The sequence below is a fragment of the Flavobacterium marginilacus genome (genome assembly GCF_026870155.1).
GTDB lineage: Bacteria > Bacteroidota > Bacteroidia > Flavobacteriales > Flavobacteriaceae > Flavobacterium > Flavobacterium marginilacus.
Window position 1 is genome coordinate 5,194,759 of the sequence record NZ_CP113975.1, and the last position, 23,423, is coordinate 5,218,181.

At 41.9% G+C, this 23,423-nt stretch carries 8 protein-coding genes; all 8 read right to left on the reverse strand.

The window, feature by feature from the left end:
* Nucleotides 1-5: 5 nt before the first annotated feature.
* The 8 genes from OZP07_RS21715 to OZP07_RS21750 all read right to left on the reverse strand — a co-directional run bounded on the left by OZP07_RS21715 (nucleotide 6) and on the right by OZP07_RS21750 (nucleotide 23,282).
* A complete protein-coding gene (locus tag OZP07_RS21715; protein WP_281636751.1) occupies nucleotides 6-2,045 on the reverse strand; it encodes a LysM peptidoglycan-binding domain-containing protein in 2,040 nt (679 codons plus the stop codon).
* A 367-nt stretch (nucleotides 2,046-2,412) separates the two neighbouring features.
* Entirely contained in the window at nucleotides 2,413-3,600 is a 1,188-nt protein-coding gene (locus OZP07_RS21720) for a phosphoglycerate kinase (RefSeq protein WP_281636752.1), read from the reverse strand.
* Between the two features lie 252 nt (nucleotides 3,601-3,852).
* On the reverse strand, nucleotides 3,853-4,809 hold the full coding sequence (locus OZP07_RS21725) for a PorP/SprF family type IX secretion system membrane protein (RefSeq protein WP_281636753.1): 957 nt from the start codon (nucleotides 4,807-4,809) through the stop codon (nucleotides 3,853-3,855).
* 51 nt (nucleotides 4,810-4,860) lie between these two features.
* Nucleotides 4,861-12,336: a T9SS type B sorting domain-containing protein gene (locus OZP07_RS21730; RefSeq protein WP_281636754.1), complete on the reverse strand. Its 7,476-nt coding sequence runs from the start codon at nucleotides 12,334-12,336 to the stop codon at nucleotides 4,861-4,863.
* The gene (locus tag OZP07_RS21735) at nucleotides 12,314-14,134 is read right to left on the reverse strand and encodes a SprB repeat-containing protein (protein ID WP_281636755.1); all 1,821 of its coding nucleotides are present in this window, start codon (nucleotides 14,132-14,134) and stop codon (nucleotides 12,314-12,316) included. The genes OZP07_RS21730 and OZP07_RS21735 overlap by 23 nt, the downstream gene beginning before the upstream one ends.
* Nucleotides 14,112-17,741, reverse strand: a complete 3,630-nt coding sequence (locus OZP07_RS21740; protein WP_281636756.1) for a beta strand repeat-containing protein — start codon at nucleotides 17,739-17,741, stop codon at nucleotides 14,112-14,114. The genes OZP07_RS21735 and OZP07_RS21740 overlap by 23 nt, the downstream gene beginning before the upstream one ends.
* Nucleotides 17,657-21,133 carry a beta strand repeat-containing protein gene (locus OZP07_RS21745; RefSeq protein ID WP_349293674.1) on the reverse strand — a complete coding sequence of 1,159 codons (3,477 nt, stop codon included), beginning with the start codon at nucleotides 21,131-21,133 and terminating at the stop codon, nucleotides 17,657-17,659. The genes OZP07_RS21740 and OZP07_RS21745 overlap by 85 nt, the downstream gene beginning before the upstream one ends.
* The gene (locus OZP07_RS21750; RefSeq protein ID WP_281636757.1) at nucleotides 21,057-23,282 is read right to left on the reverse strand and encodes a SprB repeat-containing protein; all 2,226 of its coding nucleotides are present in this window, start codon (nucleotides 23,280-23,282) and stop codon (nucleotides 21,057-21,059) included. The genes OZP07_RS21745 and OZP07_RS21750 overlap by 77 nt, the downstream gene beginning before the upstream one ends.
* Nucleotides 23,283-23,423: the final 141 nt, after the last annotated feature.

Genomic DNA, 23,423 nt, shown 5'->3' on the forward strand with positions numbered 1-23,423 from the left:
GAAGTCTATCCTTTTATTTTTAAACCCATACCCGGTTTTAAATCATCGCCAGAAATATTGTTCCATTTTTTTAAATCAGATACTGTAACTCCAGGATATTTTTTTGAAATACTAAATAAAGAATCTCCTTTTTGCACTAAATAATTGATTTCATCATTTTTTAAAGAAGAAGACATTTCTTTTTTCTTAAATGAATCTGCAGTAGCATTATTCGTATTTATAACCACTTCATTTTTAGCAACAATTAAAACATTGCCAAGAGCTAAATTATTCGAGTGAAGACCGTTCCAGTTTTTTAAATCAACAACTGACGAACCAAATTTTTTGGCAATACTTCCAAGATTATCACCTTTCTGAACTTCATATCTAATATCTCTCAATTCGGGAGCAGCTGTTACGGCAACAGCTTCATTGGTTTCAGCAGCAGCATTGCTTACTTGAATAGAAGAACCTAATTTTAAATTTGTAGAACTTAAATGATTCCACTCTTTAATTTCGGCAACTGTAGTATTGTATTTTTTGGCGATAGTGTTTAAATTATCACCTTTTTGAACTACATAAAAATTAGTAGCACCAGTAACCAGTGAGTCCTTTTTATCAACTGCTGTTTTAGATTCGGCTGTTACTGCATTCGTATTATCTTTTACAATAATTGCTTTATTTTTATCAATATTGGAAGCCAAAGCTGTATTAGTATCTATATCTTTTTCAATGATAATTTTTAAAGACTTTCCAGAAGCAACTGCATTTCCTTTAATATGATTCCATTTTTTCAAATCAGAAACAGCTACATTATTATTTTTAGCAATTTCACCTAAATTATCACCCTTTTTTACTTTGTAGTATTTTATTTTAGAGTCAGATGAGGCTAAAGCAGTAGAATCTTTGATAAAAGCAGCTTTCCTGCCTTGATTAATTTTTTCTCTTTTATCCATTTCATATTGAACATAAGCATAAATTTTATCTTCATTTGAAGTAAAAACCCCCACTTTGCAGGAAGGCAGTGTCAGATAATGACTTGTGCCGGCATAGTTAGGAATCACATTTCGTTTGTATGATGGATTTAATGCCTGCAGCTGTTCAATTGGAATATCCAGCAGATTTGAAATCTGAGCAAAAGACATTTCCTTTTTAACCATTACGGTATCCGTTGCAAAATGCCTCACCAAAGCTTTTTTAGGATTTATGCCATGCTCTTTATGGTATTCATAAATGTACATTGTAGCAAGAAAAGCGGGAACATATCCTTGGGTTTCCTGCGGTAAATGTTTTTTGATGTTCCAAAAATTCTGCTGTCCGCCTGAACGCCTGATTGCCTTAGTTACATTTCCGGGTCCTGAATTATAAGAAGCTAAAACCAAATCCCAGTCATTGAAAATAGCAAACATATTGGTCATATATTGTGCCGCAGCGGCTGAAGCTTTCAAAGGATCTGAACGTTCGTCAATATAAGAATCAATGTTTAAATTATATTGTTTACCAGTATTATACATAAACTGCCACAATCCTGTTGCACCGACTCTTGATACTGCCTTCGGATTTAATGCCGATTCTACAACTGCTAAGTATTTGATTTCTAAAGGAACATTTTGTTTAGCCAGAGCCTCTTCGAAAATTGGAAAATAATATTGGGCGACTGCCATTTGGTTGGCGAAAGCCTTTTTTCTGTTTTTGAGAAATGACTTAATTAAATTCTCTAACCCCTGATTGTATTCTATGTTAAATGGAGATTTAGCATCCATCACTGCAAGTCTTTGTTTCAGCAGTTCAGTCGGAAGCTCTGCATCTATATCTTTATCAACGTTAACAGTATTTATTTCAGCAGCTAAATCATTATAAATATCGAGAGAATTACCTATCTGGTTCATCCATAAACTGTCTGTTTTTACAGTACGGTCATATTTTACGAAAGAATTTTTAATGGAATCTAAAAAGGTAACTTGTTTTGGATTGTTTTCTATTCCAGAATTTCCCAGATTACTCTGAGAAAATACAGAAGCTGTAAGCATTAAGAAAAATGAAAGGGTGGTATTTTTTATTGTCATAACAGTATTTTAATTTGCTATTATTCAAACGATTACAAATAAACTTCTGCAAACATAGAATGTATTTTCTAATTAAGAATCTTAAAATCTGTTAAATATACATAAAAAAAGCACATTTCGGTTATTTTTTGATGATTTGTGAGGGATTAATTTCAAAAAAAACAAAATTGTCAATTTTATAAAAAAAGCAATCTTCAGAAAAGTCTGTGGTTTTTATTCTGAGCAAATAGCTTCTTAGATAACAGCTGATTCAAAACAGCAGATAAAAAAAAACCTTAAAATGCAACAAAAGCATCTTAAGGTTTTAATTATTCTTTAAGAATATAATTAACTTTAAAAAGTTAACATTTCTGTTATAGCAAAATATTTAGTCTAATATAGCTGCGATTCCAGGAAGTGTTCTGCCTTCAAGCATTTCCAGCATTGCTCCTCCTCCAGTAGAAACATAACTCATTTTTTCTTCAAAACCGAATTGTTTTACTGCTGCTACAGAATCACCACCTCCTACAAGAGAGAATGCTCCGTTTTGAGTAGAAGCCGCGATATAATTTCCTAATGCAATAGTTCCTTTTGCAAATGTTTCCATTTCAAAAACTCCTAAAGGTCCATTCCAAAGAATTGTTTTAGATTCTAAGATTACTTTTTCGAAGTTTGCCAATGATTTTGGACCTGCATCAAGTCCCTGCCATCCTTCAGGAATTTCTCTTACATCAACCACTTGAGTATCTGCAGTATTAGAAAAGTCATTAGCAGCAACTACATCAACAGGTATATGAATCTGAACTCCTTTTTCTTTAGCCAATCTTAAAATTTCAAGAGCTAAATCCAATTTATCAAGTTCACAGATAGAATCACCTACATTTCCGCCCTGAGCTTTTATGAAAGTAAATGTCATTCCGCCGCCAATAATCATGTGATCTACTTTGTCAAGAATGTTTTCGATAACTGTAATTTTAGAAGAAACTTTAGAGCCACCAAGTACAGCTGTAACTGGTTTTTCACTGTTTTTCAAAACTTTATTTAAGCTTTCGATTTCTTTAGCCAATAACGTTCCAAAACATTTGTTATCAGCAAAAAACTGAGCGATAATTGTAGTTGAAGCGTGTGCTCTGTGTGCTGTACCAAAAGCATCATTTACATAGATATCACCAAGTGAAGCTAATTCTTTAGCAAATGCAACATCTCCTGCCTCTTCTTCATCATGAAAACGTAAATTTTCTAATAACAATACTTCTCCTGGTTTCAAGTTTTTAGCAGCCTCTTGAGCTTCTGCCCCAACACAGTTTGAAGCAAACTGAACTGTAACTCCTAAAATATCTGAAGTCGTTTTTAGAATATGCTTTAACGAATATTTATCCTGAGCTCCTTTTGGTCTACCAAGGTGGGACATCAAAATAACGCTTCCGCCATTAGATAAAATATAGTCTATTGTTGGTTTTGCTGCTTCGATACGGGTAGTATCTGTTACATTAAAGTTTTCGTCTAAAGGAACATTAAAATCAACTCTTATTATTGCCTTTTTATTATTGAAATCAAAATTATTTAAAGTCTTCATGGTTCTTTTTTTAATTGTTTTTTGAAAGAAAAGCAAAGATATAACTTTTAAATAAGTATTAAATTTTATAATTCTAAAAAAAATATGAAATTACTAACGAAATCGATGTAAATACAAAATAAACACAACCTATTTGACAAATTGCTAAAAATAAAACACCTTATAGATATTCAAACTTCGCAGTAAAAAAAAGCTCCTATTGATTCTATGTACAAGAATCGATAGGAACTTTTAATTTTATATAACCGCTTATTAATCGTGAACCGGACTTTGAGTACAAGGACAGTTACTTAATCCCTGAAGGAATCTAAATCCAATCGTTAAAGAATGTGTTCCCGAATTATAAGCAGCTAAATCATTTAATGTAATTTGATACGAATAACCAACAGAAACATACCCTTTTAAAAATCCTACAATAGGTCCGACCGCTAATGGTTTCCCAATTTGATCATTCAGGAAACGATAAGAAGCACCTACCCAATAGTAATCTTCATATCGGTTAAACTTTCTGTATTTAATGTTCAAATCCGTTACCGAACGGCCGTCACTTTGATAATACTGATAAAAAGCTGAAGGTTCTAATTCGGTTCTGTCACCAATATTCATCACATAACCAGTGTATAACTGATAATTGGTAAGTCTGTTAGGCTCATAAGCAGTAGCTAAATCAATGTTTTTCTGCAAAATATTAGTAGCTGTAACACTAGCATAAAACCCTTTGTTCCGATATAGAAGACCAACCTCAAAGTTGTTATTGTTTGTTGAACGGTTATCAGTAATATCTGGATCAGGATCCGTTGGATTAAACTTCGACCAGTCTAATCGAAATGAATTGTAAATATAAGAAATACCAAAGGAAAGATATTCTTTAGAATAATAACCTAAAATGATGTGGTGGGCAAATGTCAGCTTTCCACCCGCCTGTTTAGTATATCCGTTAGAGTCATTATAGATGCTTAATCCCAAACCTGATTGATCCAAAATCCTAAAATCAGCATACAGTGCCTGACTCTGAGGTGCATCTGTAACGCCAACCCATTGTTTATAACCGTTCAGGTTAATTCTAAAATTATCGCCGATTCCTGCATAAGTAGGTGAAAGTACATATGGATTGTCAGCTAAATACTGAGTAGCTACGGGAACATTTAACTCTTGACTGTAGCTGCTGGCTACAGTGAAAAGCAAAATGCTGATTAAGATCTTTTTCATTTTCATTTTCATTTTTTTTATTTTGAGATAACTTTTCGCATCCTGTTCCTGTTATCTGTATAAGGTAAAGTGTCCAATAAATTCACGGTCATCTTGAGAATTTCTTAATTTCAGTATGTACCAGTAATCACCCATTGGCAATTCAGCACCTTTGTACTTACCATCCCAAGATTCTCCTGCTCCAAAACTTCCTACCTCACGACCATAACGATCATAAACTACAAACTTAATATCTGGATAGTTAATTGTATTAGTAGGCTCCCAATGATCGTTTTTACCATTGCCGTTTGGCGTAAAGACATTTGGTATTTTGATATCAACAAAATCAAAATGTTTCGTAACTGTCAATGAACATCCATTAGTGTCTGTTACTGTAAATGTATAATCACCACTATGATAATAAATATATTTATTACTTGATCCTATATCCTCTCCATTTACAGAATAATGATACACTCCTGAACCACCAGTTGCAGTAGCTACAATTTCATTTAATCCTCCAAGATCTAAAGTCATTCCCAAAGGATCAACTTGATTGATATGGAAAACTGGAGTAGCATCTACGCAGCCGTTTTTATGATGAACCATTATAAAATGATCACCAGAAGCAAGATTTGTAAACACATTACTTGTCTGTGTTGCAGAGTTACTATCCAATGAATATTCAACATCTGCCGGCTTATTACTTGGATCAATAGTCACAATAACTTTATTGGCTGGTAAATCGTTCACACAGTCATAAGAAACAGCAGCAGATGGATCCAAAGTAACTGAAGGGTCTAATGTTACAACCAATTCATAGATACAAGTATTCATATCTTTAATATAAACGGTATGAGAACCTCCAGACAATCCGCTAAAGTTAACTTTATTCTGAACATAAGGACCATCAACATTATCTAAACTAGTGCTATAAGGACCTACACCTCCAGCTATAGTAATACTAAATCCACCCGTTTTGTCACCTGTACAATACTCTTGAGTTATAGAACCTGCAACTACTGATGTTGTTATAGCTACTGGCTCTTTAATCTCAATATCTTTGAATAGAATGAAACATCCATTTTGATCTTGAACAATAACATCATAGAAACCTGGTTTCAAATTCTCGAAAGTATTTGAATCTACGAATTTATTCATATCAGGCTCTATAGCATACTGAATAGTTCCTGTTCCGCCAGCTGCATTGATAATTATTTTACCATCTCCATTACCATTACAAGTAACATCTACTGCTGTAGGAGTTGCTGTTAATGCTAAAGCAGGCTCTTTAATTACAACCGGATCGGAAGTAACCTCACAGTCTCCACTAGTAACTTTAACAAAATAAGTACCTGCTCCTAATTGAGTGAAGCTGCCTGGTGTAGCTTGAACTGCACTAGCAATAGTATTTCCTGATCCGTCAAGCAGTGAGTAGGTATAGCCGCCTAAACCTCCTTTACCAACTGCAACAACAAATCCTGTCAGATCACCTTGGCAATTAATTACAGCATTTCTAATATCTAACTCCATAGCTAATGGCTCTAACGGATCATTTTGAATATCGTTAGAAACGGTACTAATACAGCCGTTAGCATCACGAACATAATAACGGAAGGTACCATTGCCCACTGAGAAAGTAACTGAATTACCAGCCATTGGTATAGAAGCTGCAAAATTTGGTGTATCACTATAGCTGTAAGGCGCTTTTCCGCCAGTAGCTGTGAGCGTCAATCTAGCTTGAACAAGACATGATTGCTGAGCAGCCATAACTAAACTAGCTCCCACTTTTGCAGGCTCAGTAATTGTAACTGATGCTGAAGTAGCTGTACAGCCCCATCCGTCAGTAACAGTAACACTGTATTTACCTGCTCCTAATCCTGCAAATACTCCAGAGCTTTGAGGACCAGAACTGATAACCGGAGACATCGATTCATAATTCAAAGTATATAAATAATTACTTCCCTGTCCGCCTCCTGGTAAAACAACTGCTGTTATTACAGCTGATTTATCATTAAAACATGAAACTTCAGCAACGCTTGATACAGCCGTAACAATAATTGGTTTAGGATTATTTAAAACAACTGGTACTGAAGCAATACAGCCTTTACTGTCTTTCACATTTACAGTATAATTTCCTGCAGTTAAATTAGTGAAAACTGAATTTGTTCCATAAGCCGCATTCACAGGTCCTACTAATTCATATAGATAATTTCCTGCCCATCCGCCAGAAGCAGAAACTGAAATCATTCCGTCGTTGTTTCCTGCAGCACAAGTAATCTCAGTATGTGTTTCAGAAACTGCTAAAACAGCAGATGGCTGATCAATACTAAAACTAGCCGTTACTGAACACTCTGGGCTGTTTTTCAAACTAGCAGTTACAGTATAATAACCTGCTTTCAATCCTGAAAGTTTTAAAGGTCCTGCAGATACAGAAGTACCTGAACTTGCTGTTGGCCCTGTTACCACATAATTGAAAATACCTGCATCATTTGTAGGAACTAATTGTGTATCAACAATTGTCAATTCAACTTCTCCATCATTAGATCCGAAACAAATCACATCTTTAATTTTCACAGCTTTCAATTCGAATGTATTCGGATTGTTTACAAAATGAACTTTTTCAATTGTACATCCAGTCATTGTATTTGTAATAGAAACTAAATAGTCGCCAATTACTAAACCTGTGAAGGCACCATTAGTATTTGTACTGTTGTAAACTGTTCCGTTTATACCAGAAACTCTATATACTAACTGCCCTGCTGCCGGAGTACCTCCAGTAGTTGCTGCTTTCACCAATATTTCCTCATCATGAGTACATGTAATAGGAGCAGTAACATCAACAGTTATAGAATTTAATTTAATAAACTGACTGATTACAACTGGTGCTGAAGTACTTCCGATACATCCTCTATTATCATATACATTAACAACATAACTGCCTCCTGCAACATCAGATTCAGTATAAGAATTACTTGTACCGCGCTGAACAACAGTTACACCGTTTTTAACAAATTCATAAACTGTATATGTTCCTGAACCGCCACTAACACTGTTTACTGTGATTGAAGCATGATTAGTGCTGTTTGAGCCTGCAGTACAGCCAAACTGAACAACAGCTGGGGCTGGTACATTGATAACAGCTGGCTGAGGTACATCAATACTAGCTGTTGCTTTACAGCCTCTGCCTGAAGTTACCGTTACTACGTATCCGTTAGCAGCAGTTAAACCTGCAAATACATTAGATATTTGAGGAGTACCTCCATTCAAACTATACATGTAAACTGGATTATCATTGATACCAGCAGCCGGAGCATCTATAGTAACAGTAATTGTTCCGTCTGCACCTCCGTTACAAGTAACTGGAGTCATACTCAAAGCAAATCCTGTAACTGAAGTCGCTTTTGTTAAACTAACTGGAACATAAAACTCGCATAAAGTAGTAGTATCACGAACACCCATTGTATGGCTTGTTCCTGTCACACCAGTAAATGAAACTGCTGCAGTAAATGCACCGCCGTCAATGTTATACACGTAATTAGAAGAACCACCTGTAGCCGATACATTCACTATTCCGTCATTGTCTGCACAAGATGGAGCTTTAGTAACCACAGCTGTTAAGCTAAGAGGCTGCAAAATAGTAACTGGAACTGCAGCTGAGATACATCCGTTAGCATCTTTTACTGTTACATTATAATTTCCTGCCGCATTTACCGTGATGATATTGCTGGTTTGGAAACTAATTCCATCCAGACTATACTCTAAAGCAGTGCTGAATCCTGCAGCTGTAACCGTAATATCATATGTACCTGCTGTACTTGGACAATGTGTAGGAACTGCACTAATAATGCTTGGCGCCGCATCTAAAATAATTGACTGCGGTTTATTTATTGTACAGCCATTTGCATCTGCCACATAAACAATCCAATTCATATCGGTACCGTTATTAGTATCTACAACCAATTGATTACCTGAAATAAAACTTGATAATGCAGGAGCAGGAACAGCAGCTCTTACAGCAGCATATTTATATGGTGCTGTACCGCCTGACGCTGTCACTGTAATCACAGCTGTATCATTATTACAATTAATGTGAGATGCTGTACTAGTGAAAGTTACTGCATCAACAGGCTCATCAACTTTAAAGTTAGCTACTGTTGCAACACATCCTGATGTATTATCAGTAACAGTAAATGTATAAGAACCTGCTGCCAAGCCTGTATAAGTAATAATATCGCCGCTTTGAGATTTAACTCCTGTATTTGGCGTTAATAGAACTGTATAATTAGCTGGAACTATATAATTAGCAACTGTTAAAGCAACTGATCCAGTAGCTCCGCCTTTGCATAATACATCACTTAGTAATTGAGCTGAAGCTGTAACTTTAGAAGCCTCTTTTACTTCAAATGATTTTGTTATAACACAGCCATTTGCATCTTTCACTCCAAAGACATAGATTTTTGGAAGTAAGTTGTTAAATATGTTAGAAGCTTGGTAAGAACCTCCGTCAATGTTATATGTATATGCAGAAACACCTCCTGTTACAGAATTTACTGTCACACTTGCTAATGGAGCGTTACAATAAACTGGTGATGCAACTAGATTCATATCCGTTGGCGGTGTGTATGGTAATACATCTTCAGAACCAATAAATTTACATCCATTAGCATCAAGAACTACATATTTAATAGTCTGCGGACTATTAACAGTAAATGCCGGTGCTGATTGGAAAGTCAAGCCATTGTCAAAACTATAACTGTACGGAGCTGAACCATTACTTGCATTAATAGTAACTACTGCATCCTGAGGTGTGTTAGTTCCTGAACAGCCAAATGGTGTTACAACAGCCGTAGCTGTCAATACCACTGGCTCTGTAATTACAACTGCTGCTGTAACTCCTGAGGTACAGCCTTTAGCATCGGTTACTGTTATGGTGTAAGAACCTGCCTGTAATCCTGTATAGATTCCTGTTGTGTCTCCCGTATGATTTGCTCCTGTTCCTGCCAATGCAAATGCATATGGCGCTGTTCCTGAAGACGGTGTTACCCTAATGCTTGCGTCACTGCTTCCAGCACAGCTTACATTGGTCTGAGCCGTTGTGAATGCTGGCGGTGCCAATGATGGATCTGTTACCTCTACTGTATTGGTAGTTACCGTACAGGAAGCTCCGTTAGCATCCGTGATTACAAAATGATACGTACCTGCTGCTGCTGCTGAAGCCGTGAAGCCTGGTCCTGATACTCCTGTAACTAGTGATCCTACTGCCGATGCGCCGTTGTACATCTGGTATGAATAAGGTGCAACTCCGTCTGTTATAGTAACATTAATCACCGCGTTAACCGGTGCAGTACAGTACAGGTCTTTGGTCAGTGAAGCCACTGCAAGTAACTGTTTCTCTATTGTATAGTTGACAAATGCCTCACAGCCGTTATCGTCTTTAACCCCTAACACATAAGTGCCCGGTGCGTTAAATACAGCTGTAGAACCTGCAATGGCAAAGCCGTTTACAGTATAGGATTTTGTACCGTTGTAAGAACCAGACACTAAACTTAAATCTGCTGTCAATGGCGTGCCTGCAAAACACTGTCCTGCCGGTGCAGTAATCGACGGTGCTGCATCGAATGTAACCGGTACGGTAACTTTGGCAGAAATACAGCCGTTAGCGTCTTTTACATAAACATCCCATGATAAATCTGCAAGATCAGTATCTGCAGAAAGTACAGCGTTAGTGCTGTAAGCTCCTGCCAATGGCGCTGGAAGGCCTGCTTTTACAGCTGCGTAAGTGTAAACGCCTGTTCCCCCTGTTACTGCGCTTACTGTGATCTGCGTAATATCCTGTGAACAGTATACTTTGCTCGCATTAGCCGTGAAAGTAATCGCTGCAGGTGCTGCAAGCATTACCGCATCACTGTCGGAACAGCCTGTTGTATTATCGGTTACCGTTACTGTATAGGTTCCTGCCGTAAGACCCGTTAAGGTAATTACATCGCCTGAACTGGTGATCTGAGAAGCAAGAAGCGCTGGCGAAACAGCCACTGTATAGTTGCCTGCAGCACTGAAGCCTGTTACTGTGAATGAGGCAGAACCATTATTGTCGGTTCCGTTTAATGCGTTACACGAAACATTAACCGCTACTGATCCTGCTATTACAATAGGTGTAACAGCTTTAACAGTGTATACTTCCTGGTACGTACAGCCGTTGGCATCTGTTACCTGGAACGTGTAATCTCCGGCAGTCAGACCTGCAAAAACAGCTGATGTCTGTTTGCCGATAATCATAGCCGACGGAGCAATTGTCTCATACTGTAATGTTCCCACACCGTTTGAAGCTGTAAGAGTTACTGTAGATGCAGGTGCCGCACATGTCGGTGCTGTTGTAACGGCAAAGGCTAAATCGGTCGGTTTGTTCAGCGGGTTCACAACTATAGGCTGTGGCGCTGTTGTACATCCGTTAGCATCTTTTACCGCATACATGATCGTCTGGATTGTTCCATTGTCATTTACTGTGAACGTATCAGATACGTCATAAGTTACACCGTTATCGAAACTGTAATAGTATCCAGTTCCCGTTCCGGTCTGCGTACCGTCATGACCTGTTACGGTAATAACTGCAGCTGTGCTGCACGTAGTATTTACTGAAGCCGTAGCCGTAGCTGTCAATACCACTGGCTCTGTAATTACAACTGCTGCTGTAACTCCTGAGGTACAGCCTTTAGCATCGGTTACTGTTATGGTGTAAGAACCTGCCTGTAATCCTGTATAGATTCCTGTTGTGTCTCCCGTATGATTTGCTCCTGTTCCTGCCAATGCAAATGCATATGGCGCTGTTCCTGAAGACGGTGTTACCCTAATGCTTGCGTCACTGCTTCCAGCACAGCTTACATTGGTCTGAGCCGTTGTGAATGCTGGCGGTGCCAATGATGGATCTGTTACCTCTACTGTATTAGTAGTTACCGTACAGGAAGCTCCGTTAGCATCCGTGATTACAAAATGATACGTACCTGCTGCTGCTGCTGAAGCCGTGAAGCCTGGTCCTGATACTCCTGTAACTAGTGATCCTACTGCCGATGCGCCGTTGTACATCTGGTATGAATAAGGTGCAACTCCGTCTGTTATAGTAACATTAATCACCGCGTTAACCGGTGCAGTACAGTACAGGTCTTTGGTCAGTGAAGCCACTGCAAGTAACTGTTTCTCTATTGTATAGTTGACAAATGCCTCACAGCCGTTATCGTCTTTAACCCCTAACACATAAGTGCCCGGTGCGTTAAATACAGCTGTAGAACCTGCAATGGCAAAGCCGTTTACAGTATAGGATTTTGTACCGTTGTAAGAACCAGACACTAAACTTAAATCTGCTGTCAATGGCGTGCCTGCAAAACACTGTCCTGCCGGTGCAGTAATCGACGGTGCTGCATCGAATGTAACCGGTACGGTAACTTTGGCAGAAATACAGCCGTTAGCGTCTTTTACATAAACATCCCATGATAAATCTGCAAGATCAGTATCTGCAGAAAGTACAGCGTTAGTGCTGTAAGCTCCTGCCAATGGCGCTGGAAGAGCCTGCTTTTACAGCTGCGTAAGTGTAAACGCCTGTTCCCCCTGTTACTGCGCTTACTGTGATCTGCGTAATATCCTGTGAACAGTATACTTTGCTCGCATTAGCCGTGAAAGTAATCGCTGCAGGTGCTGCAAGCATTACCGCATCACTGTCGGAACAGCCTGTTGTATTATCGGTTACCGTTACTGTATAGGTTCCTGCCGTAAGACCCGTTAAGGTAATTACATCGCCTGAACTGGTGATCTGAGAAGCAAGAAGCGCTGGCGAAACAGCCACTGTATAGTTGCCTGCAGCACTGAAGCCTGTTACTGTGAATGAGGCAGAACCATTATTGTCGGTTCCGTTTAATGCGTTACACGAAACATTAACCGCTACTGATCCTGCTATTACAATAGGTGTAACAGCTTTAACAGTGTATACTTCCTGGTACGTACAGCCGTTGGCATCTGTTACCTGGAACGTGTAATCTCCGGCAGTCAGACCTGCAAAAACAGCTGATGTCTGTTTGCCGATAATCATAGCCGACGGAGCAATTGTCTCATACTGTAATGTTCCCACACCGTTTGAAGCTGTAAGAGTTACTGTAGATGCAGGTGCCGCACATGTCGGTGCTGTTGTAACGGCAAAGGCTAAATCGGTCGGTTTGTTCAGCGGGTTCACAACTATAGGCTGTGGCGCTGTTGTACATCCGTTAGCATCTTTTACCGCATACATGATCGTCTGGATTGTTCCATTGTCATTTACTGTGAACGTATCAGATACGTCATAAGTTACACCGTTATCGAAACTGTAATAGTATCCAGTTCCCGTTCCGGTCTGCGTACCGTCATGACCTGTTACGGTAATAACTGCAGCTGTGCTGCACGTAGTATTTACTGAAGCCGTAGCCGTAGCTGTCAATACCACTGGCTCTGTAATTACAACTGCTGCTGTAACTCCTGAGGTACAGCCTTTAGCATCGGTTACTGTTATGGTGTAAGAACCTGCCTGTAATCCTGTATAGATTCCTGTTGTGTCTCCCGTATGATTTGCTCCTGTTCCTGCCAATGCAAATGCATATGGCGCTGTTCCTGAAGACGGTGTTACCCTAATGCTTGCGTCACTGCTTCCAGCACAGCTTACATTGGTCTGAGCCGTTGTGAATGCTGGCGGTGCCAATGATGGATCTGTTACCTCTACTGTATTAGTAGTTACCGTACAGGAAGCTCCGTTAGCATCCGTGATTACAAAATGATACGTACCTGCTGCTGCTGAAGCCGTGAAGCCTGGTCCTGATACTCCTGTAACTAGTGATCCTACTGCCGATGCGCCGTTGTACATCTGGTATGAATAAGGTGCAACTCCGTCTGTTATAGTAACATTAATCACCGCGTTAACCGGTGCAGTACAGTACAGGTCTTTGGTCAGTGAAGCCACTGCAAGTAACTGTTTCTCTATTGTATAGTTGACAAATGCCTCACAGCCGTTATCGTCTTTAACCCCTAACACATAAGTGCCCGGTGCGTTAAATACAGCTGTAGAACCTGCAATGGCAAAGCCGTTTACAGTATAGGATTTTGTACCGTTGTAAGAACCAGACACTAAACTTAAATCTGCTGTCAATGGCGTGCCTGCAAAACACTGTCCTGCCGGTGCAGTAATCGACGGTGCTGCATCGAATGTAACCGGTACGGTAACTTTGGCAGAAATACAGCCGTTAGCGTCTTTTACATAAACATCCCATGATAAATCTGCAAGATCAGTATCTGCAGAAAGTACAGCGTTAGTGCTGTAAGCTCCTGCCAATGGCGCTGGAAGAGCCTGCTTTTACAGCTGCGTAAGTGTAAACGCCTGTTCCCCCTGTTACTGCGCTTACTGTGATCTGCGTAATATCCTGTGAACAGTATACTTTGCTCGCATTAGCCGTGAAAGTAATCGCTGCAGGTGCTGCAAGCATTACCGCATCACTGTCGGAACAGCCTGTTGTATTATCGGTTACCGTTACTGTATAGGTTCCTGCCGTAAGACCCGTTAAGGTAATTACATCGCCTGAACTGGTGATCTGAGAAGCAAGAAGCGCTGGCGAAACAGCCACTGTATAGTTGCCTGCAGCACTGAAGCCTGTTACTGTGAATGAGGCAGAACCATTATTGTCGGTTCCGTTTAATGCGTTACACGAAACATTAACCGCTACTGATCCTGCTATTACAATAGGTGTAACAGCTTTAACAGTGTATACTTCCTGGTACGTACAGCCGTTGGCATCTGTTACCTGGAACGTGTAATCTCCGGCAGTCAGACCTGCAAAAACAGCTGATGTCTGTTTGCCGATAATCATAGCCGACGGAGCAATTGTCTCATACTGTAATGTTCCCACACCGTTTGAAGCTGTAAGAGTTACTGTAGATGCAGGTGCCGCACATGTCGGTGCTGTTGTAACGGCAAAGGCTAAATCGGTCGGTTTGTTCAGCGGGTTCACAACTATAGGCTGTGGCGCTGTTGTACATCCGTTAGCATCTTTTACCGCATACATGATCGTCTGGATTGTTCCATTGTCATTTACTGTGAACGTATCAGATACGTCATAAGTTACACCGTTATCGAAACTGTAATAGTATCCAGTTCCCGTTCCGGTCTGCGTACCGTCATGACCTGTTACGGTAATAACTGCAGCTGTGCTGCACGTAGTATTTACTGAAGCCGTAGCCGTAGCTGTCAATACCACTGGCTCTGTAATTACAACTGCTGCTGTAACTCCTGAGGTACAGCCTTTAGCATCGGTTACTGTTATGGTGTAAGAACCTGCCTGTAATCCTGTATAGATTCCTGTTGTGTCTCCCGTATGATTTGCTCCTGTTCCTGCCAATGCAAATGCATATGGCGCTGTTCCTGAAGACGGTGTTACCCTAATGCTTGCGTCACTGCTTCCAGCACAGCTTACATTGGTCTGAGCCGTTGTGAATGCTGGCGGTGCCAATGATGGATCTGTTACCTCTACTGTATTAGTAGTTACCGTACAGGAAGCTCCGTTAGCATCCGTGATTACAAAATGATACGTACCTGCTGCTGCTGCTGAAGCCGTGAAGCCTGGTCCTGATACTCCTGTAACTAGTGATCCTACTGCCGATGCGCCGTTGTACATCTGGTATGAATAAGGTGCAACTCCGTCTGTTATAGTAACATTAATCACCGCGTTAACCGGTGCAGTACAGTACAGGTCTTTGGTCAGTGAAGCCACTGCAAGTAACTGTTTCTCTATTGTATAGTTGACAAATGCCTCACAGCCGTTATCGTCTTTAACCCCTAACACATAAGTGCCCGGTGCGTTAAATACAGCTGTAGAACCTGCAATGGCAAAGCCGTTTACAGTATAGGATTTTGTACCGTTGTAAGAACCAGACACTAAACTTAAATCTGCTGTCAATGGCGTGCCTGCAAAACACTGTCCTGCCGGTGCAGTAATCGACGGTGCTGCATCGAATGTAACCGGTACGGTAACTTTGGCAGAAATACAGCCGTTAGCGTCTTTTACATAAACATCCCATGATAAATCTGCAAGATCAGTATCTGCAGAAAGTACAGCGTTAGTGCTGTAAGCTCCTGCCAATGGCACTGGAAGGCCTGCTTTTACAGCTGCGTAAGTGTAAACGCCTGTTCCCCCTGTTACTGCGCTTACTGTGATCTGCGTAATATCCTGTGAACAGTATACTTTGCTCGCATTAGCCGTGAAAGTAATCGCTGCAGGTGCTGCAAGCATTACCGCATCACTGTCGGAACAGCCTGTTGTATTATCGGTTACCGTTACTGTATAGGTTCCTGCCGTAAGACCCGTTAAGGTAATTACATCGCCTGAACTGGTGATCTGAGAAGCAAGAAGCGCTGGCGAAACAGCCACTGTATAGTTGCCTGCAGCACTGAAGCCTGTTACTGTGAATGAGGCAGAACCATTATTGTCGGTTCCGTTTAATGCGTTACACGAAACATTAACCGCTACTGATCCTGCTATTACAATAGGTGTAACAGCTTTAACAGTGTATACTTCCTGGTACGTACAGCCGTTGGCATCTGTTACCTGGAACGTGTAATCTCCGGCAGTCAGACCTGCAAAAACAGCTGATGTCTGTTTGCCGATAATCATAGCCGACGGAGCAATTGTCTCATACTGTAATGTTCCCACACCGTTTGAAGCTGTAAGAGTTACTGTAGATGCAGGTGCCGCACATGTCGGTGCTGTTGTAACGGCAAAGGCTAAATCGGTCGGTTTGTTCAGCGGGTTCACAACTATAGGCTGTGGCGCTGTTGTACATCCGTTAGCATCTTTTACCGCATACATGATCGTCTGGATTGTTCCATTGTCATTTACTGTGAACGTATCAGATACGTCATAAGTTACACCGTTATCGAAACTGTAATAGTATCCAGTTCCCGTTCCGGTCTGCGTACCGTCATGACCTGTTACGGTAATAACTGCAGCTGTGCTGCACGTAGTATTTACTGAAGCCGTAGCCGTAGCTGTCAATACCACTGGCTCTGTAATTACAACTGCTGCTGTAACTCCTGAGGTACAGCCTTTAGCATCGGTTACTGTTATGGTGTAAGAACCTGCCTGTAATCCTGTATAGATTCCTGTTGTGTCTCCCGTATGATTTGCTCCTGTTCCTGCCAATGCAAATGCATATGGCGCTGTTCCTGAAGACGGTGTTACCCTAATGCTTGCGTCACTGCTTCCAGCACAGCTTACATTGGTCTGAGCCGTTGTGAATGCTGGCGGTGCCAATGATGGATCTGTTACCTCTACTGTATTAGTAGTTACCGTACAGGAAGCTCCGTTAGCATCCGTGATTACAAAATGATACGTACCTGCTGCTGCTGCTGAAGCCGTGAAGCCTGGTCCTGATACTCCTGTAACTAGTGATCCTACTGCCGATGCGCCGTTGTACATCTGGTATGAATAAGGTGCAACTCCGTCTGTTATAGTAACATTAATCACCGCGTTAACCGGTGCAGTACAGTACAGGTCTTTGGTCAGTGAAGCCACTGCAAGTAACTGTTTCTCTATTGTATAGTTGACAAATGCCTCACAGCCGTTATCGTCTTTAACCCCTAACACATAAGTGCCCGGTGCGTTAAATACAGCTGTAGAACCTGCAATGGCAAAGCCGTTTACAGTATAGGATTTTGTACCGTTGTAAGAACCAGACACTAAACTTAAATCTGCTGTCAATGGCGTGCCTGCAAAACACTGTCCTGCCGGTGCAGTAATCGACGGTGCTGCATCGAATGTAACCGGTACGGTAACTTTGGCAGAAATACAGCCGTTAGCGTCTTTTACATAAACATCCCATGATAAATCTGCAAGATCAGTATCTGCAGAAAGTACAGCGTTAGTGCTGTAAGCTCCTGCCAATGGCACTGGAAAGTACCTGCTTTTACAGCTGCGTAAGTGTAAACGCCTGTTCCCCCTGTTACTGCGCTTACTGTGATCTGCGTAATATCCTGTGAACAGTATACTTTGCTCGCATTAGCCGTGAAAGTAATCGCTGCAGGTGCTGCAAGCATTACCGCATCACTGTCGGAACAGCCTGTTGTATTATCGGTTACCGTTACTGTATAGGTTCCTGCCGTAAGACCCGTTAAGGTAATTACATCGCCTGAACTGGTGATCTGAGAAGCAAGAAGCGCTGGCGAAACAGCCACTGTATAGTTGCCTGCAGCACTGAAGCCTGTTACTGTGAATGAGGCAGAACCATTATTGTCGGTTCCGTTTAATGCGTTACACGAAACATTAACCGCTACTGATCCTGCTATTACAATAGGTGTAACAGCTTTAACAGTGTATACTTCCTGGTACGTACAGCCGTTGGCATCTGTTACCTGGAACGTGTAATCTCCGGCAGTCAGACCTGCAAAAACAGCTGATGTCTGTTTGCCGATAATCATAGCCGACGGAGCAATTGTCTCATACTGTAATGTTCCCACACCGTTTGAAGCTGTAAGAGTTACTGTAGATGCAGGTGCCGCACATGTCGGTGCTGTTGTAACGGCAAAGGCTAAATCGGTCGGTTTGTTCAGCGGGTTCACAACTATAGGCTGTGGCGCTGTTGTACATCCGTTAGCATCTTTTACCGCATACATGATCGTCTGGATTGTTCCATTGTCATTTACTGTGAACGTATCAGATACGTCATAAGTTACACCGTTATCGAAACTGTAATAGTATCCAGTTCCCGTTCCGGTCTGCGTACCGTCATGACCTGTTACGGTAATAACTGCAGCTGTGCTGCACGTAGTATTTACTGAAGCCGTAGCCGTAGCTGTCAATACCACTGGCTCTGTAATTACAACTGCTGCTGTAACTCCTGAGGTACAGCCTTTAGCATCGGTTACTGTTATGGTGTAAGAACCTGCCTGTAATCCTGTATAGATTCCTGTTGTGTCTCCCGTATGATTTGCTCCTGTTCCTGCCAATGCAAATGCATATGGCGCTGTTCCTGAAGACGGTGTTACCCTAATGCTTGCGTCACTGCTTCCAGCACAGCTTACATTGGTCTGAGCCGTTGTGAATGCTGGCGGTGCCAATGATGGATCTGTTACCTCTACTGTATTAGTAGTTACCGTACAGGAAGCTCCGTTAGCATCCGTGATTACAAAATGATACGTACCTGCTGCTGCTGCTGAAGCCGTGAAGCCTGGTCCTGATACTCCTGTAACTAGTGATCCTACTGCCGATGCGCCGTTGTACATCTGGTATGAATAAGGTGCAACTCCGTCTGTTATAGTAACATTAATCACCGCGTTAACCGGTGCAGTACAGTACAGGTCTTTGGTCAGTGAAGCCACTGCAAGTAACTGTTTCTCTATTGTATAGTTGACAAATGCCTCACAGCCGTTATCGTCTTTAACCCCTAACACATAAGTGCCCGGTGCGTTAAATACAGCTGTAGAACCTGCAATGGCAAAGCCGTTTACAGTATAGGATTTTGTACCGTTGTAAGAACCAGACACTAAACTTAAATCTGCTGTCAATGGCGTGCCTGCAAAACACTGTCCTGCCGGTGCAGTAATCGACGGTGCTGCATCGAATGTAACCGGTACGGTAACTTTGGCAGAAATACAGCCGTTAGCGTCTTTTACATAAACATCCCATGATAAATCTGCAAGATCAGTATCTGCAGAAAGTACAGCGTTAGTGCTGTAAGCTCCTGCCAATGGCGCTGGAAGGCCTGCTTTTACAGCTGCGTAAGTGTAAACGCCTGTTCCCCCTGTTACTGCGCTTACTGTGATCTGCGTAATATCCTGTGAACAGTATACTTTGCTCGCATTAGCCGTGAAAGTAATCGCTGCAGGTGCTGCAAGCATTACCGCATCACTGTCGGAACAGCCTGTTGTATTATCGGTTACCGTTACTGTATAGGTTCCTGCCGTAAGACCCGTTAAGGTAATTACATCGCCTGAACTGGTGATCTGAGAAGCAAGAAGCGCTGGCGAAACAGCCACTGTATAGTTGCCTGCAGCACTGAAGCCTGTTACTGTGAATGAGGCAGAACCATTATTGTCGGTTCCGTTTAATGCGTTACACGAAACATTAACCGCTACTGATCCTGCTATTACAATAGGTGTAACAGCTTTAACAGTGTATACTTCCTGGTACGTACAGCCGTTGGCATCTGTTACCTGGAACGTGTAATCTCCGGCAGTCAGACCTGCAAAAACAGCTGATGTCTGTTTGCCGATAATCATAGCCGACGGAGCAATTGTCTCATACTGTAATGTTCCCACACCGTTTGAAGCTGTAAGAGTTACTGTAGATGCAGGTGCCGCACATGTCGGTGCTGTTGTAACGGCAAAGGCTAAATCGGTCGGTTTGTTCAGCGGGTTCACAACTATAGGCTGTGGCGCTGTTGTACATCCGTTAGCATCTTTTACCGCATACATGATCGTCTGGATTGTTCCATTGTCATTTACTGTGAACGTATCAGATACGTCATAAGTTACACCGTTATCGAAACTGTAATAGTATCCAGTTCCCGTTCCGGTCTGCGTACCGTCATGACCTGTTACGGTAATAACTGCAGCTGTGCTGCACGTAGTATTTACTGAAGCCGTAGCCGTAGCTGTCAATACCACTGGCTCTGTAATTACAACTGCTGCTGTAACTCCTGAGGTACAGCCTTTAGCATCGGTTACTGTTATGGTGTAAGAACCTGCCTGTAATCCTGTATAGATTCCTGTTGTGTCTCCCGTATGATTTGCTCCTGTTCCTGCCAATGCAAATGCATATGGCGCTGTTCCTGAAGACGGTGTTACCCTAATGCTTGCGTCACTGCTTCCAGCACAGCTTACATTGGTCTGAGCCGTTGTGAATGCTGGCGGTGCCAATGATGGATCTGTTACCTCTACTGTATTAGTAGTTACCGTACAGGAAGCTCCGTTAGCATCCGTGATTACAAAATGATACGTACCTGCTGCTGCTGCTGAAGCCGTGAAGCCTGGTCCTGATACTCCTGTAACTAGTGATCCTACTGCCGATGCGCCGTTGTACATCTGGTATGAATAAGGTGCAACTCCGTCTGTTATAGTAACATTAATCACCGCGTTAACCGGTGCAGTACAGTACAGGTCTTTGGTCAGTGAAGCCACTGCAAGTAACTGTTTCTCTATTGTATAGTTGACAAATGCCTCACAGCCGTTATCGTCTTTAACCCCTAACACATAAGTGCCCGGTGCGTTAAATACAGCTGTAGAACCTGCAATGGCAAAGCCGTTTACAGTATAGGATTTTGTACCGTTGTAAGAACCAGACACTAAACTTAAATCTGCTGTCAATGGCGTGCCTGCAAAACACTGTCCTGCCGGTGCAGTAATCGACGGTGTTGCATCGAATGTAACCGGTACGGTAACTTTGGCAGAAATACAGCCAATCCACACAGCCAAATCCGTCTTTTACGTATAAAGTATAACTGCCGGGTGTTAAGCTGAATGTCGGGCTCGGCTGATAAGTGATTCCGTCTTTACTGTAGCTCAGTGTCCCTGTCCCTGTTCCGCTAACGGTAACTGAAACCGCTGTTCCAGTATAACATTGTGAGGCAGGTGTGTTAATCACAGGAAGGTTCTCTGATCCGATACTAACAGTCTGCTTAACTTCACAGCCGTTGGCGTCTTTTACATAGACATCAATACTGCTGGTCAAGACTGCTGTGTCTACTGTAGTGCCTGTTCCATATGCTGTTAGCACTGTTGAACCGCTTGCAGCATAGGCATAAGTATAGCCTGGTGATCCGCCGGTTATTGCTGTAATGGACAGTGTTGAAACAGTTGTGCTGCAATTAGTTTTTGTTCCTGAAACATTAAAGGTTATAGCTGTTGCTGCTCCTACTGTTACTGTATTTGAGGATGCACTGCAGCCTGTTGTGCTATCGGTAACTGTAAGGGTATAGCTGTTAGATGACAGACCTGTTACCGTTACTGTATTTCCTGATTTTGTTATCTGTGAGGCAGCAACTGATGGCGATAATACATAAGTGTAGTTTCCTGTACTGCTCGCGCCTGTTACTGTAAATACTGCCGTACCGTCTGCTGTGCCAAAACATTTTTCATCTGTTTTAACTCCTGATACTGCAACTGCAGGTGACGGATCTATCGTTTTTGATGCCTGCTTGGTACAGCCGTTGGCATCTTTTACTTCAAATACATAGTTCCCTGGAAGAAGTCCTGTAAAGATTCCGCTCGATGCGCCTGTTGCATTGACCGTGGTTCCTGAAACTATCGTGTAAGCAATCGGAGCTGCTCCTCCAACTGATGTAAGGGTAATGCCCGTTGTTGTCGAATTACACGTAATCGGAGTAAGGCCTGTGAAAGTAATTCCTGTAGGCGGGTTTAATTTCTTAACGGTAATGTTTTGGGATACTGTTGTACAGTCGTTAGCATCTTTTACCTGGTAAGCGATTACCTGGTCGGATGTTCCGTTGTCATTTACTGTATAAGTGTTTACTGAGGTAAAGCCGCCTCCATTAAAACTGTAGGTATAAGCTCCTGTTCCCCCTGATGCGCTTACTGTTACAACAGCAGACGTGCTGCAGGTGGTTGTAGCCGGTGCTGCAGCTGAAGCCGATAAGGCGGTGGCTGGCTCGTTTATAACAACTGCTGTGGATGCTGATGTACAGCCCAGTGCATCGGTAATTACGATATCATAAGTCCCTGCCGTAAGTCCTGCAGTCACTGCTGTGGCTGAAACTGCTGTACCTCCTTTAGTAACGCTGTACGTATACGGCGCTTTGCCTGATGTCGGTGTAATTGTGATGCTTCCTGTGGCATCTCCTTTACATTTAACATCTTCTTTATTAGTGCTTAAGGTTAAGACAGTTGCTTTTGTATTTACAATTACATCTGCTGAAACTGCCTGACACGCTGGTGATGCTGAGTCAGTAACTCTAAATCTATAGGTTCCTGCTGCAGATGTAATGTATGGATTAGATATTCCTGTAGTATAACTAACTCCGCCATTTGAGGAAACTGCATACGTATAAGCGCCAGTACCCCCGTTGGCTGATAAATTAATAGTCGTATTTGGAGTACAGGCGGTATCCGCTGCCGGGGAGGCAGTAAGGGTCAATTGCGGTGCAACTGTATAAGGCTTGAAATCCACACAGCCAAATCCGTCTTTTACGTATAAAGTATAACTGCCGGGTGTTAAGCTGAATGTCGGGCTCGGCTGATAAGTGATTCCGTCTTTACTGTAGCTCAGTGTCCCTGTCCCTGTTCCGCTAACGGTAACTGAAACCGCTGTTCCAGTATAACATTGTGAGGCAGGTGTGTTAATCACAGGAAGGTTCTCTGATCCGATACTAACAGTCTGCTTAACTTCACAGCCGTTGGCGTCTTTTACATAGACATCAATACTGCTGGTCAAGACTGCTGTGTCTACTGTAGTGCCTGTTCCATATGCTGTTAGCACTGTTGAACCGCTTGCAGCATAGGCATAAGTATAGCCTGGTGATCCGCCGGTTATTGCTGTAATGGACAGTGTTGAAACAGTTGTGCTGCAATTAGTTTTTGTTCCTGAAACATTAAAGGTTATAGCTGTTGCTGCTCCTAC

Excerpts from the sequence above, each read along its gene's own strand:
- OZP07_RS21720 (WP_281636752.1), bottom strand. The coding sequence starts at position 3,600 with ATGAAGACTTTAAATAATTTTGATTTCAATAATAAAAAGGCAATAATA.
- OZP07_RS21725 (WP_281636753.1), bottom strand. The coding sequence starts at position 4,809 with ATGAAAAAGATCTTAATCAGCATTTTGCTTTTCACTGTAGCCAGCAGC.
- OZP07_RS21715 (WP_281636751.1), bottom strand. The coding sequence starts at position 2,045 with ATGACAATAAAAAATACCACCCTTTCATTTTTCTTAATGCTTACAGCT.